The organism is Leptolyngbya sp. 'hensonii' (genome assembly GCF_001939115.1).
Lineage (GTDB): Bacteria > Cyanobacteriota > Cyanobacteriia.
Genome location: NZ_MQTZ01000011.1, coordinates 87,762 through 100,262, shown reverse-complemented (window position 1 = coordinate 100,262; position 12,501 = coordinate 87,762). Strand labels below are relative to the sequence as shown.

General features: G+C 54.5%; 15 protein-coding genes. 8 read left to right on the top strand and 7 right to left on the bottom strand.

Going from position 1 to position 12,501, the window contains the following annotated elements; all coding sequences use genetic code 11:
* Position 1 precedes the first annotated feature (1 nt).
* Entirely contained in the window at positions 2-835 is an 834-nt protein-coding gene (locus BST81_RS04045) for a tetratricopeptide repeat protein (RefSeq protein WP_075597255.1), read from the top strand.
* A gap of 14 nt (positions 836-849) precedes the next feature.
* Here BST81_RS04045 and BST81_RS04040 read toward each other — a convergent pair whose 3' ends face one another.
* On the bottom strand, positions 850-1,704 hold the full coding sequence (locus BST81_RS04040) for an SWIM zinc finger family protein (protein ID WP_075597333.1): 855 nt from the start codon (positions 1,702-1,704) through the stop codon (positions 850-852).
* Between the two features lie 91 nt (positions 1,705-1,795).
* On the opposite strand from BST81_RS04040, the gene BST81_RS04035 reads away from it, so the two are divergent.
* Positions 1,796-2,266, top strand: a complete 471-nt coding sequence (locus BST81_RS04035) for a nucleoside 2-deoxyribosyltransferase (protein ID WP_075597254.1) — start codon at positions 1,796-1,798, stop codon at positions 2,264-2,266.
* Positions 2,267-2,342: 76 nt separating this feature from the next.
* Here the strand turns inward: BST81_RS04035 and BST81_RS04030 are convergent, their stop codons facing one another.
* Positions 2,343-3,878, bottom strand: coding sequence for a sodium/solute symporter (locus BST81_RS04030; RefSeq protein WP_075597253.1), 1,536 nt, complete (start codon positions 3,876-3,878; stop codon positions 2,343-2,345).
* Positions 3,875-4,156 (bottom strand): DUF485 domain-containing protein, encoded by a 282-nt coding sequence (locus BST81_RS04025; protein ID WP_075597332.1) that lies wholly within the window; start codon positions 4,154-4,156, stop codon positions 3,875-3,877. Before BST81_RS04025 ends, BST81_RS04030 begins: the two co-directional genes overlap by 4 nt.
* Before the next feature lie 94 nt (positions 4,157-4,250).
* On the opposite strand from BST81_RS04025, the gene BST81_RS04020 reads away from it, so the two are divergent.
* Positions 4,251-4,430, top strand: a complete 180-nt coding sequence (locus BST81_RS04020) for a hypothetical protein (RefSeq protein ID WP_075597252.1) — start codon at positions 4,251-4,253, stop codon at positions 4,428-4,430.
* Here the strand turns inward: BST81_RS04020 and BST81_RS04015 are convergent.
* Positions 4,427-4,873, bottom strand: a complete 447-nt coding sequence (locus BST81_RS04015) for a VOC family protein (protein ID WP_075597251.1) — start codon at positions 4,871-4,873, stop codon at positions 4,427-4,429. The genes BST81_RS04020 and BST81_RS04015 overlap by 4 nt on opposite strands.
* A 26-nt stretch (positions 4,874-4,899) precedes the next feature.
* Here BST81_RS04015 and BST81_RS04010 point away from each other — a divergent pair, with 26 nt between their 5' ends.
* Positions 4,900-5,745, top strand: a complete 846-nt coding sequence (locus BST81_RS04010; protein ID WP_363079278.1) for a TIGR00297 family protein — start codon at positions 4,900-4,902, stop codon at positions 5,743-5,745.
* A gap of 58 nt (positions 5,746-5,803) precedes the next feature.
* Here the strand turns inward: BST81_RS04010 and BST81_RS04005 are convergent, their stop codons facing one another.
* From BST81_RS04005 to BST81_RS03995, 3 genes are all read right to left on the bottom strand, one after another.
* Complete coding sequence (locus BST81_RS04005; protein ID WP_075597250.1) at positions 5,804-6,691, bottom strand: SDR family oxidoreductase; 888 nt, start codon at positions 6,689-6,691, stop codon at positions 5,804-5,806.
* Positions 6,692-6,784: 93 nt separating this feature from the next.
* On the bottom strand, positions 6,785-7,387 hold the full coding sequence (locus BST81_RS04000; protein WP_075597249.1) for a DUF3318 domain-containing protein: 603 nt from the start codon (positions 7,385-7,387) through the stop codon (positions 6,785-6,787).
* Positions 7,388-7,441: 54 nt separating this feature from the next.
* The gene (locus BST81_RS03995; protein WP_075597248.1) at positions 7,442-9,145 is read right to left on the bottom strand and encodes a nucleoside transporter C-terminal domain-containing protein; all 1,704 of its coding nucleotides are present in this window, start codon (positions 9,143-9,145) and stop codon (positions 7,442-7,444) included.
* A gap of 133 nt (positions 9,146-9,278) precedes the next feature.
* On the opposite strand from BST81_RS03995, the gene BST81_RS03990 reads away from it, so the two are divergent.
* From BST81_RS03990 to BST81_RS03980, 4 genes are read left to right on the top strand one after another with little or no spacing between them, the layout of a single operon-like run.
* On the top strand, positions 9,279-9,560 hold the full coding sequence (locus tag BST81_RS03990; RefSeq protein ID WP_075597247.1) for a hypothetical protein: 282 nt from the start codon (positions 9,279-9,281) through the stop codon (positions 9,558-9,560).
* Between the two features lie 26 nt (positions 9,561-9,586).
* Complete coding sequence (locus BST81_RS27910; RefSeq protein ID WP_171974657.1) at positions 9,587-9,754, top strand: hypothetical protein; 168 nt, start codon at positions 9,587-9,589, stop codon at positions 9,752-9,754.
* Between the two features lie 49 nt (positions 9,755-9,803).
* Entirely contained in the window at positions 9,804-11,132 is a 1,329-nt protein-coding gene (locus BST81_RS03985) for an FAD-binding oxidoreductase (RefSeq protein ID WP_143780213.1), read from the top strand.
* Position 11,133: 1 nt separating this feature from the next.
* A complete protein-coding gene (locus BST81_RS03980) occupies positions 11,134-12,480 on the top strand; it encodes a heterodisulfide reductase-related iron-sulfur binding cluster (protein WP_075597246.1) in 1,347 nt (448 codons plus the stop codon).
* Positions 12,481-12,501: the final 21 nt, after the last annotated feature.

Below are 12,501 nucleotides of genomic sequence, written 5' to 3'. Positions count from 1 at the left end.
TATGAGTCGATCACAGAGATACATGGCCGTCTTGGGATGGGTGGTGGCCACTGCCCTGTTGGGTGGTAGCCTGTTTCAGGTTGCCTCTGCCCGTCCTTCCCTGATTCTGGCCCAGCAACTCACTGCTGAGGATTACTACAATCGGGGCATTGATAAGTATCGTCAGGCTGATTGGCGCGGTGCCGTGGAGGACTACAATCGCGCCATTCAGTTAGACCCCGATTTTGCCAGTGCCTACCTGAATCGGGGGATTGCCTTGCGCCGTCTGGGAGACTATCAAGCCGCGATCGCAGATTATACAAAGGTGCTTACCCTGGACCCCAAAAAGATCAATGCCCTTTTCGATCGGGGCATTGCCCGCGCCGCAGTGGGGGATCTGCGAGGTGCGATCGAGGACTACTCCAGGTTCTTGCAACAACAGCCTGACGTAGCAGCCGCTTACCTGAATCGGGGGATTGCCCGAGAACAGATGGGGGACAAGATGGGTGCTATGCAGGACTATGCCCAGACGATTCGCCTCAGTCCTAACTATTCCCTGATCTATTACAACCGGGGAAATCTATTGCTGGAGGCTGGTGATCACCAGAGCGCGATCGATAACTACACCCGTGCCATTCGCCTGAACCAATCCTGGGGTAACCGTAGTCTGGCTGATGCTTACTTCAATCGGGCATTGGCCCAGGTCCGTCTGGGTAGACAGCGGCCTGCGATCGACGATTACCGTAAAGCTGCAGAACTGTATAGTCAGGCGGGGAAGCCTGATGAGGCCCAGGATGCCCTCGATCGGATCAAACGGCTGCTACAACCCCCCAAAAAACCAACCAAACCCCAGTAGGAACCTAACGCCTCTCATCCATCCGTGGTCATGGCCGTCAAAACAGCCTGCTGGCTGGCATCTCGATAAATGCCCTGGAGATATTCCATCACCAGCGCAGTCTGGGAGGCTGATGCCCCTGGACTTTCTGCCTTGACCGGAATCGGACCCAGGGTATCCAGCACCGTCTCAGTGGTCGGGGGGGGCGCAATCACCACCAGGGAGGGTTCTAACTGGTCACTGTAGTCCCAAAACTGATCCAGCTTGAGGGGTGTGGGGAGAGACTGGGCGCTAAGGGCTGCAGGTTGAACCGTGAGCACATCCTCTGGTTCAGAGGTTTCTGTGCTACGCAACTGACGCAGTGCGGTGATGATCTGTTCTTTGGTATGTCCTCGCAACTGGAAGAGGACAAAGGGGTCTTCGCTGAACCGATCGCCCAGCACATAGTAAACTGCACCAATATGCTTGCAGGGATTAGCCGGATCGGGGCAGGAACAACGGCTATGAATATCAAACTTGGTAAAGGGAAAAAGACTTAAACCATTGGCTGTGAATACTTCTTCGATGTTCTGGGGCATTTCACCAGCCAGCAACTTGGCCGAAAAAATGGCTCGCTGCCCCATGGTTTCAATCACATACTGCCATTGCTCCTGGCTGAACGGATCGAGGGAGAGGGAAACTTTGTAGGGTTCGGCAGCAGTGCCCTGAACTAGAGCGAAGACTTTAGACCCCTGGAACTCCAAGCTCAGAACATGTCCCTCCCTGGCATAGATCCGCGCCCGTTCCAGGCGTCTGCGCCAACCAAAGGACTCCAGCACGTCAATCCAGCGCTGCGCCCACCATTCACGACTGCCTTTATCACCATGATCTGAAAGGGGAGATTGGGTCATAGCTGCAGGTTTGAAATTCCAAATCATCCTGTTTTGAGAGATTATAGCCATCCTATATGATTTGCCTGAATATTCCCTTTAGGAGATCAGGATGACCGGATGGATTTATCTGGCTGGCCCGTTGTTTACCCAGGCCGAAGTGGCGTTTAACCAGCAACTGGCCGATCGTTTGCGGCAGCAGGGGTATCAGGTTTACCTGCCCCAGCAGGAATGTGTGGGCATCACAGAACCGGCAGCCCTCTTTGCTACCTGCATCCGGGGTCTGGATGGCGCAGCGATCGTGCTGGTGATTCTGGATGGACCTGATGCTGATTCGGGGAGTTGTTTCGAGATGGGGTACGCCTATGCCAGGGGACTTCCGATCGTGGGTCTGCGAACTGACTTCCGGGGTAGTGGTGAACACATGGGCGTCAATTTAATGCTGACCCACAGTTGCGCCAGCCTGATTCTGACGACGCTGACGGAAAACCTTGCCCCATCCAAGGTAACCTATCTGAAACCTGGTCAGGATGTCCTGTCTGCTGTGTTATCGGCGTTGAATATGTTGTCATTCCAGGGGTAACCCATTAAAGGGATGCCCTGTTCGAGAGGTTGGATGCGACGCCTCAAACAGGGCACAAGGGGGGAATGGGTAGTCCTTACATCACTTCCCCGGTATGGATCCGATGTTCAACCTCACTAAATTTCTCCATCGCTGCCTCCTCATGGGTTAGTAACGAAACCACAATCCCAACGAGGAAGGCCAGGGGAATGGAGATCAATCCCGGATTTTTGAGCGGGAACGGTGCAGACGCCTGATGCAAAATTGTGACCTGAATGGTGGGTGACAGGTAAATCAGCACTAGGGAGGAAATGGTACCCATGACCATGCTTGACACCGCCCCGATCGTGGTGAAGCGTCGCCACAGCATAGACAGTAGCAATGCCGGGAAGTTGGCACTGGCGGCGATCGCAAAGGCCAGACCCACCATGTAAGCCACATTTTGTCCCTGAAACACAATCCCCAACACAATGGCCAGAACACCCAGTAAGAGGGTAGCCGCACGGGCCACCCGAAATTCTTCGGTTTCATTCGTCTGGCCATGGCGCACCACATTCACCCAGAGATCGTGGGAGAGTGCAGCGGCCCCCGAAAGGGTGAGTCCAGCGACGACGGCCAGAATCGTGGCAAAGGAAACGGCTGCAATGAATCCCAGGAAGGCATTGCCCCCCAAAACTTCGGCCAGCATGGGAGCGGCCATATTGCCCCCTTTGTCAATTTTGCTAATGGGATCTTGCCCCACCAGCACCATCGCCCCAAAGCCCAGGATGAAGGTGAGTAGATAGAAAAAGCCGATAAATAAGGTGGCATACATGACGGAAATCCGAGCGGCTTTGGCATTGGGAACCGTATAAAACCGCATCAGAATGTGAGGCAATCCCGCTGTACCCAGCATGAGGGACAGCCCCAGGGAAATGGCATCCAGTGGATCGGTGACCTGTTTCCCTGGCGCTAACACCGCCCCACCATACTTGTCTGCCGCAGCTTGAAACAGCACCAGTGGGTTAAAGCCAAACTGGGCCAGCACCATCAGGGCGAGCAGAATGGTTCCGCCTAACAGCAGAACTGCTTTGATGATTTGCACCCAGGTGGTGGCAATCATGCCCCCAAAGATGACGTAGGCCAGCATCACACCGCCCACAATGATCACGGCCAGATTGTAGTCAATGCCAAACAGCAAGCGAATCAGGTTACCAGCCCCAACCATCTGGGCGATCAGATAAAAGCTCACGACAGCCAGTGTGCCGATCGCAGACGCAATCCGTACTGGCTTCTGGCGCAAGCGATAGGCCACAACATCGGTAAAGGTGTAGCGACCCAGATTCCGCAGTGGTTCGGCAATCAGAAACATGACGACTGGCCAGCCGACCAGAAAACCGATCGAGTAGATCAGCCCGTCGAAACCATTCAGTGCTACCAGGCCAGCAATACCGAGGAAACTGGCAGCACTCATGTAGTCTCCCGCCAGGGCCAGCCCATTTTGAAACCCGCTGATATTACCGCCAGCAGCGTAGAAATGGGCCGTACTCTTGGTCTTCCTGGCAGCCCAATAAGTAATTCCCAGAGAAATCGTGATGAAAACAATGAAAAAGAAAATTGCTAATGGATTAAATTGACCCAGAGTTGTGTTCACCGATCACCTTCGCGCAATTCTGAAAGTTTTTTGTCGTAGTAATTATTGGCCCACCGAACATAGAGGTAGACCAGGACCCAGGCCGCAACGATGACCAGGGCTCCTAACAGAATGCCGAGAGAGAGACCTGGAACCACAAGCACTCCTAAAAGGGGCTTGTTATAAGCGATCAGCAGGATGAAGCCAAAGTAAATCACAACCATGGCTGCGGTTAACCACAGGGATATCTGCCAACGCTTATTTGCTAGAGCAGTTAGCGCCCTTGAACGATCGTTCATATTCTTTTTTAACAAGATAGCTAAATAATTATAAAAGAAGATATGGATTTGAAGATATTTGCTTAATGATCCTTTGAGCTCAATCCCAATGGCTATGGCCACAAATGAACAAGCCCTGCCTGGGCAAATTTCATGGCAGCAGTCGATCGATAAAGGGGGGTGTAGCGATCTCGGTTCCCTTTATCGACCAGACAGGGTTGGCAAGGTTCTGATGGCTAAAACCTCAACGGCTAAGCCTAAAGTCCGCCGGTTTTGTTGTAATCCCCAGGGTTAATGGATGGCCTCGATGGGACGATCTCCAACCTGGGCATGTTCTCGATTCCCAAAGATGGCGGACGGGTGGCAGTAGTATTTGAATTCCAGCAGGTTGTGGAAAGGATCTTCCAGAAAGAAAGTCCGGTGTTCGAGGGGAGAACCGGGAAAGCGTCGTTTCGGTTGCTGGTAGAAGCACAACTGATGGGTTTGGGCCCTGGCAACCATAGCTTCCCAATCGGCCTCTGCAGTAAATACCAGCCCAAAGTGACGGGGATAGATTCCTTTTTGCGGCTTCAGGGGCTCATCTGTGACATGGGCGACAAGCTGATAGCCATAAAAATTGAGGATTAAGGAATCGATCGCTTCACGCCCAGGCTCACATCCCAATCCTTCCACATAAAATGTCTTTGTCTGGGGAATGTTGCCCACTGGAAAAGCAAGATGGAACAGTACTGGATCCATAAATACAATGGGAGGCCAATGAATACATGAATGCCCTTCACTATCATCCACCTTTCCTGTCCCAATGGTTGTCTTTTATGCTTCCTTTCCTGACTGGCAATGGAATAGTCTGGGAGCCTGTTTTACCGTGGTTAATTGCGATCGGGCTTAATACCATTCTGGCTGTGATTGCCCGCTTGGCTCCCAAACAACTGCTGACCCCTGCCGGATTACTCCATGCCTGGTTTCTGGGGGTGCTGGTGTGGGGATGTTTGGGCTGGAAAGGCTATACCGTTGTCATGGTCTACTTCCTGGTGGGGTCGGCAGTGACGCGGGTGGGGATGGCGGAAAAAGAGGCCGCCGGAATTGCTGAAAAACGATCTGGAGCCAGGGGGCCGGAGAATGTCTGGGGGTCGGCCCTGGTGGGGGCAATTTGTGCGATCGGGGTTCTGGTCGTGACGCTCCTAGTTCCCCAGGCAACGGCGATCGGGCCTCTCCTGCTCCTGGGGTATGTGGCCAGTTTCTGCACCAAACTGGCGGATACCTGTGCCAGCGAGATTGGTAAGGCTTATGGTCAACGCACGTTTCTGATTACGACGCTGCAGGCGGTTCCTCGCGGGACGGAAGGGGCGGTGAGTCTGGAGGGGACGGTTGCGGGGTTGGTGGCGGCGGTGGCGATCGGGCTGCTGGGCTGGGCGATCGGGCTGGTGACTGGTCTGGGGGTGGGCATCTGTGTGGTGGCGGCGTTCCTGGCCACGAATCTGGAGAGTGTCATTGGTGCAACCTTGCAGTCTAAATATGCCTGGTTGACAAATGAGGTGGTGAATGGGGTGAATACGCTGGCGGGGGCGCTGATTGCGATCGGGCTGGCGCTGGTGTTGCCGGGGGTGTGATTTACGGACGCGATATAGGCGCGATGAATCGCGCCTATACAGCGGCGGTGGCTGGGAATCAGGTGCTGAGGTAGCGGCGGATGAAGTCTTCCAGAGATTCGAGCTCGATGCCGAAGGTTGTTTGCAGGTGTTCGATTTGGGTGGGGGTGCAGAAGAATTCGTTGGCGAGCAGGGTGCGAAAGGTGCCCAGGGCTTCCTGGGCTTGAGGATTAAAGAGTCCCAGAAGGCTCCGAACCCCGTCTACGGTGATCAGGGGCAGATTGATGATCAGGGGCTCTCGCTTGCAAACCTGGCCAAAGATCCGGGGGATATCTTCCCGATGCAGGATTTCGGGGCCGCCAACGGAAAAAATCTGGTTGCGGGCGGCGGCGATCGTCGTGGAATCTACCACAATTCTAGCTAGGTCGTCGGTGCTGACGATGGAGGATCGGTTCTTGGGATCGCCGATCAGGAGATAAATGCCGGTTTCATCGAAGCGCTCGGCTAGGGGTAGCAGGTTGGATGCAAAGCCGGAGGGCCGAAGAATGGTGTAGGTCAGGCCACTTTGTTGCAGATAGCGCTCCACGGCATACTTGGCCTTAAAGACAGGTGCATCTTCATAGCCCCGATCGCTGCCAAGAACGGAAATAAAGACAAAATGGTCTACGCCTGCTGCTTTGGCCTGATCAATGAGATCAATATTGGCCCGGTAATCAATCTCTTGGGCATTGCCTCCATCGGTCTCGTTGGAGCCGTGGGTGCTGATTACACAACGTACACCTCCCATGGCCCGCTGAATATCACGCTCTTGTAACAGATCGCCAATGAGGATCTCTGCGCCACGCTGCTCTAGCTCGGCATAGCGCGAAGTCAAGCGGACAAAGGCCCGTACAGGCTGCTCCCGTTCTCGCAACAGCCGCACCACCCGCCGCCCTAACCCTCCTGTTGCTCCGGTAACCAGAAACATAGTTATACCTCCGCTGCTCATGTTTAGAATGCGTGCCTGTGCATCCCTGGCAAAAGTCTAGCGAATCAAACTATAAGGTGCAGGAGTTTCTCTCTAACGGAGTAATTCTGGAACGCTGGCGGGAGAGACTCCGGCAATCGCTTTCAAATTTTGACACCGAACCAACTCTGTGAAGTCCAGGCCGGAACGCTGTTCGATCTCAGCGACTGCTTCGATCGCTGAGATTAGATGGCAGGCAGCTTCTTTTTCGGTGTACCCTCGCCTCAGGGCAACTTTAATGGCGGCCTCATCGGCTGCCAGTTCAATCCGGGGGTTGCGATTGGACCGAAAAATCTGGTTGGCGGCGATCGCGCTCAGAGTTCCAGCTACTGCTACCCCCACGGCATCTGCCTGCAGAAATTCTACGGTGGTACCCACCAGACCGATCAGAGTAAGGCCCTGATAGAGGTCAGGCTTGAACCAGCGGATTTCTAACAGCCAGGTGACGGTTCGGAGCAATACCAAATCTCGCTGGGGCTTGGTCAGCCGATCCCACAGGTCAAAATTAATCAGGATTTTCCGTTCCCAGGCCCAGGGTTTGGGAAAGAGAGTTTCGATGACCTTACGCTGCCCCGGTCGGCTGACGATCGGGCAGCGCATTCGGCCCGTGGCGGGCATCAATTCCAGTAGGCGGCGAATTTCAAATTCAGAATTCATGTCCCCGATTGTAGCAGGCTGTGCAACCGATCCATCAGGTCGGCTGCACAGGTTTTAAGGCCGTTTTGGTGGGATTGGAGCGGCTGAGGGTGTGGTCACCGGAGCGGGACTCGTGGGAACCACAGATGGGGTTGTGGTCGCACTGGGACTGGCCGGAGCTGTTGGTGAAGCCAGTGGACTGGCCGCCGGATTGACTTGAGCCGGAGGGGGAGCCGCTTTCTTCTCTCCGAAAATGCTGGGGTTACCATTGTCATAGACACCTGCGACGCAAGCAATCATTAGCGTTGCCAGGGTCCCAATAAAGAGGGCTTTCCAGCCCAGTTGGGAGATATCCTTGCGGCGGGAAGGGGCCAGGGCGATCGTGCCTCCAACAAAAATTCCGACGGAAGCAACATGGGCAAAGCCAGAAAGGGCATAGCTGACAATCAATACCGTGCGACTACTCAATTCCCCAGCAGTTGCAGCTCGACCTAACTCTTGATAAGGGGGAATAGCCGTTTCTGTTAATCGCCGACCAATAATGACAGCGGCTTTCCAGGATTCATCAAAAGGCACACCCGTGAGCAATGTTGGGATATAGAACAAAGCCCCTTCAATGTTCTGCAAATTGACCACATTGAAAAACTGACCCACGACTCGAATGATAGGAGCCAGCGGTAATAGGGCTTCGGGGGGTGGGGGTGTCCCTTCCACGACATCACCAAAGGTTCTGAGGGAAGCCAGACTATCAAAAATCAGGTCCAGTAGATAGACCAGACCCACAATCAGGATCAACACTGCTGCGATGGAAACCGCCATCTTCACCCCATCCAGAGCTCCCACAATGGCAGCATCCAGCGGGCTGACCCGCTCGATCGGTTCACCACCAACTGTTTCTGTTGGGGCCTGTTCATCCTCGGGATCAATCTCCTCTGGAGGCAAGTCCTCTTCCACTGGAATACCTCCGGCTGTGACCGGGATCCCCGTTTCTGGCACGAGGATTTTAGACAGGACGAAACAGGCTGGAATGGCGATAATCGAGGCTGAAACCAGATGCCCCAGGATATTAGGGAAGGTTCCCTTCAGGAAACCCACGTAGATGGCTAGGGTGGAGGAAGCGGCTGTTCCAAAACAGCAGGCTAGAATCGCGCACAGCTCACTGCGGGTCATTTTGGGAATATAGGGCTTAACTGCGATCGCAGCTTCAATGCCCACAAAGATATTGGCTGCTCCACTGAGGGATTCTGCTCCGCTCAGACGCATGGTCCGATAAAAGACCTTAGCAAAGAAGTTGGTTACAACCTGGATCACCCCAATGTTGTAGAGCAGAGACATGAGGGCGGAGAAGAAAATAACTGCTGGCAGGGAGCGAAACGCAAAGATGTAACTGAGCCTATCTGTACCACAGTAGCCGGGTAAGAATGGGATCTGGGGAGGAGGGCATTGGGTTGCTCCCGGCGGAAGAGCGCGCACGATAAAGGGAGCCTGAGAGGGACCCGGTACCAGACCGGGCGTTGGAACCATAAAGTATCCAAAAACGAAGTTTGCCCCTGCATCAGCCGCAGCAAAGACCCCATCCAGGGCTTTACTGAAGATGTTCAAGATCTCGCGGGTCAGAGGAAACTGAAAGACGAAAAACCCCAACAACAATTGCAAGGCGATTCCACTGCCAATCACTCGCCAGGGGACGTATTTACGGTCCTCTGAGAAGATCCAGGCAATCAAACACAATGCAAAAATGCCGATGAAGGAAATCAGGTTGAGATAGCTATAACCCATGCTAAAACCCTATTGCATCGCTGCTGATCCAGCCTAGAATAAGCGTAACAATACCCTATTCAGGCGCAAGAACTCGATTAACCTAGCAGAAGAATTCGATTCCCTACGCCTGCCTTCAAAAAAGTTTATTCGTATGGACGCCTTTGAACCAATTCCGCCGGATTGGACTGGACCTGCAAAACATGCCCACCAGTTTTGTTGTCCGGCTTGTGGAGCCAGTCCAACAGGGGCATTGCAAGTCTGGTTGAATCGTCGATCGCCGGTTTATACGGAGACTAATCGGCGCAAATGGCAGGAGTTCTACAATTGCGAATGTGGAACCCCCTGGTGGGCCTGGAGCAGCGATCGGCCCCCCTCCCAATTCAAAATGCAAGATTTGTCGGATGCCGAGGATGGGGATTCCGGTTTTCAGTAGAGACCTGGCCTCCAGGTCTCTGGCCTATGACCCGATACAAAAACCGCGATCGGATTGAATCTGCCCGTTATCCCCACTGGAATTATGCTGCGAATGGCAATTACTTTGTGACGATTTGCACTTGCGATCAAACCTGGTTTTTTGACCGTGTCTTGAGCGGGGTGATGCAGTTATCCGAGATCGGAAATATTTGATACATAACCTGTACCATGTCTCTTGGGCAGAAGAACCATAAGAGGCAGCATGGTGACGGAAACAAGGTTAATCCAAGAACTGGCGGCGATCGTAGGGACAGGATCTGTCACTCCCTATGACCAGCTAGACGACCCTTGGCGGCAACGCCTGCAGCAATCCGTCACACCAGCCACCACGATCGGTGGCATGGTCTATCCCCAAACCCAGGCAGAACTGGCCGAAGTCGTGGCCTGCGCCCATCGGAATCAGTGGCCCCTGTTGCCCTGCGGCAGCGGGACTAAACTCCACTGGGGTGGGTTGGCCGATCGGGTCCAGATTGGGGTCAGCATGACACGCCTGAATCGTTTGGTAGAGCATGCCGTGGGCGATTTGACCGTCACCGTCGAAGCAGGCATGAAATTTGCTGAGCTGCAGGCAACCCTGGCTCAGCACAATCAGTTTCTGGCTCTGGACCCGGCTTATGGAACGCAGGCGACGATCGGTGGCATCGTGGCCACTGCAGATACCGGCTCCTGGCGGCAGCGCTACGGCGGCGTGCGGGACATGGTGCTGGGAGTCTCCTTTGTCCGATCGGACGGTCAATTGGCCAAGGCTGGAGGGCGCGTTGTTAAAAATGTGGCCGGTTATGATTTGATGAAACTACTCACTGGCTCCTACGGCACCCTCGGCATTCTTTCCCAGGTAACCTTTCGCCTCTATCCCATACCGACAGCCTCCCAGACCGTGATCTTAACGGGAGAACCTACTGCGATCACCGAAGCCACTGCTGCGCTGCTGACTTCAGCCCTGACCCCGACCTGCCTCAATCTCCTGTCTGCTCCCACGGTGCAATCTCTGGGATTGGGACAGGGCATGGGCTTGATGCTGCGATTTCAAAGTCTGGCAGAGAGTGTGCAGGAACAAACCAGGCGATTGTTGGACCTGGGCCAATCCCTGCACCTGACCGGCACTTCCTGCTCCGACACAGATGAGGCCGCTCTATGGCATCGATTACGATCGGCAATGGAGCCTGATGGGCAAGATGCCGTGATAGCCTGCAAAATAGGGGTGAAGCTCTCTGATGCGACCTCTTTACTGGTGGAACTGGAATCCCTCATTCCTGATCAGACCATTGGCCTGATTTATGCTGGGAGTGGAGTGGGCTATCTGCAAAGCCCCGCCTCCTCTGCCTCTGTCCAACGCCTGCTCCAACTCCGTAGCCTGTGCCAGTCGAGAGGTGGCTTTCTATCTGTGCTTCAAGCCCCGATCGCGTGGAAACAGCAACTGGCGGTCTGGGGATACCCCGGTAATGCCCTGGAACTAATGCGCCGTCTGAAGCAGCAGTTTGACCCCCACAATCTTTTGAATCCCTGTCGTTTCGTGATTGGCAACCTGTAAGATGCACGCTGCAGAACCAGAGATCATCCCCGATATCCCTGCGAACCAGAAATTTGACTCCCAGCACCCCCCTGATCCAACCCTGATCGATGCCTGTGTTCACTGTGGGTTCTGCCTCTCCACCTGTCCCAGCTATCGGGTGATTGGGAAAGAAAATGACTCTCCCAGAGGTCGCATCTATCTGATGGATGCCATTAACGAAGGACAGGCCCCCCTGTCCAGTGCTTCTGTGCAACATTTCGATTCCTGTCTGGGCTGTCTGGCCTGTACTACGGCCTGCCCCTCTGGCGTCCAATACGACAAACTGATCGCCGCCACCCGCCCCCAGATCGAGCGGAACCATCCTCGCCCTCTGGCCGATCGCCTCCTGCGCCAACTCATCTTTTCCCTCTTTCCCTATCCTCAGCGCTTGCGCCTGCTTCTGCTCCCCGCTGGCCTGTATCAGAATTCCCCCTTACAGAAGTGGGTGCGATCGTTGGGCTGGCTCAAACGACTCTCACCCCAACTGGCCGCCATGGAAGCCATGCTCCCCAGGATTTCGATCAAATCATTTCAGGACAATATCCCAACCCTGATTCCAGCCCAGGGAGAACGCCGCTATCGGGTAGGGATGATCCTCGGTTGTGTCCAGCGGTTATTCAACCCGGACGTGAACGATGCCACTGTACGGGTATTGACTGCCAATGGGTGTGACGTTGTCGTACCCGCCACCCAGGGCTGCTGCGGAGCCCTCTCCCACCATCAGGGCCAGGAAGAGCAGGCCCGGACCCTGGCCCGTCAGTTAATCGACAGCTTTGCGGATGCTCCTGTTGATTACATCCTGATCAACGCCTCTGGCTGCGGCCACACCCTGAAAGAGTACGGCACGATTCTGCAAGACGATCCGGTTTATCGCGATCAAGCCAGAGCCTTTGCCGACAAAGTTCGAGACGTGCAGGAATTCCTGGCTGAAGTCCAGCTCACCTCACCCCTCTCCCCCCTACAAAACCAGCCCCTCACTCTGGTCTATCAAGACGCCTGCCACATGCTCCACGGTCAGAAAATCAGTATGCAACCCCGGCAATTATTGCGTCAGATCCCCGGCGTCCAGCTCCGAGAACCCATAGACGCCGCCCTCTGCTGTGGCAGTGCCGGAGTCTACAACATTTTGCAACCGGATGTTGCCGCAGAATTAGGTCAACAAAAAGTGACCAATCTGCTGAATACAAAGGCAGATGTCATTGCTTCAGCAAATATCGGCTGCTTCGTCCAGATTACCCGCCATCTGGAATTGCAGGGAAAACAGGTCCCCGTCCTCCACCCCATGCAACTGCTAGACTACTCCATTCAGGGAATCCAGCTAGACTGAATTCCCCGCCGCGTTTCTGCG

Coding starts and splice junctions, on each gene's coding strand:
- BST81_RS04045 (WP_075597255.1), top strand. CDS start 2: ATGAGTCGATCACAGAGATACATGGCCGTCTTGGGATGGGTGGTGGCC.
- BST81_RS04040 (WP_075597333.1), bottom strand. CDS start 1,704: ATGACCCAATCTCCCCTTTCAGATCATGGTGATAAAGGCAGTCGTGAA.
- BST81_RS04035 (WP_075597254.1), top strand. CDS start 1,796: ATGACCGGATGGATTTATCTGGCTGGCCCGTTGTTTACCCAGGCCGAA.
- BST81_RS04025 (WP_075597332.1), bottom strand. CDS start 4,156: ATGAACGATCGTTCAAGGGCGCTAACTGCTCTAGCAAATAAGCGTTGG.
- BST81_RS04020 (WP_075597252.1), top strand. CDS start 4,251: ATGGCCACAAATGAACAAGCCCTGCCTGGGCAAATTTCATGGCAGCAG.
- BST81_RS04015 (WP_075597251.1), bottom strand. CDS start 4,873: ATGGATCCAGTACTGTTCCATCTTGCTTTTCCAGTGGGCAACATTCCC.
- BST81_RS04010 (WP_363079278.1), top strand. CDS start 4,900: ATGAATGCCCTTCACTATCATCCACCTTTCCTGTCCCAATGGTTGTCT.
- BST81_RS04005 (WP_075597250.1), bottom strand. CDS start 6,691: ATGTTTCTGGTTACCGGAGCAACAGGAGGGTTAGGGCGGCGGGTGGTG.
- BST81_RS04000 (WP_075597249.1), bottom strand. CDS start 7,387: ATGAATTCTGAATTTGAAATTCGCCGCCTACTGGAATTGATGCCCGCC.
- BST81_RS03995 (WP_075597248.1), bottom strand. CDS start 9,145: ATGGGTTATAGCTATCTCAACCTGATTTCCTTCATCGGCATTTTTGCA.
- BST81_RS03990 (WP_075597247.1), top strand. CDS start 9,279: ATGGACGCCTTTGAACCAATTCCGCCGGATTGGACTGGACCTGCAAAA.
- BST81_RS27910 (WP_171974657.1), top strand. CDS start 9,587: ATGACCCGATACAAAAACCGCGATCGGATTGAATCTGCCCGTTATCCC.
- BST81_RS03985 (WP_143780213.1), top strand. CDS start 9,804: ATGGTGACGGAAACAAGGTTAATCCAAGAACTGGCGGCGATCGTAGGG.
- BST81_RS03980 (WP_075597246.1), top strand. CDS start 11,134: ATGCACGCTGCAGAACCAGAGATCATCCCCGATATCCCTGCGAACCAG.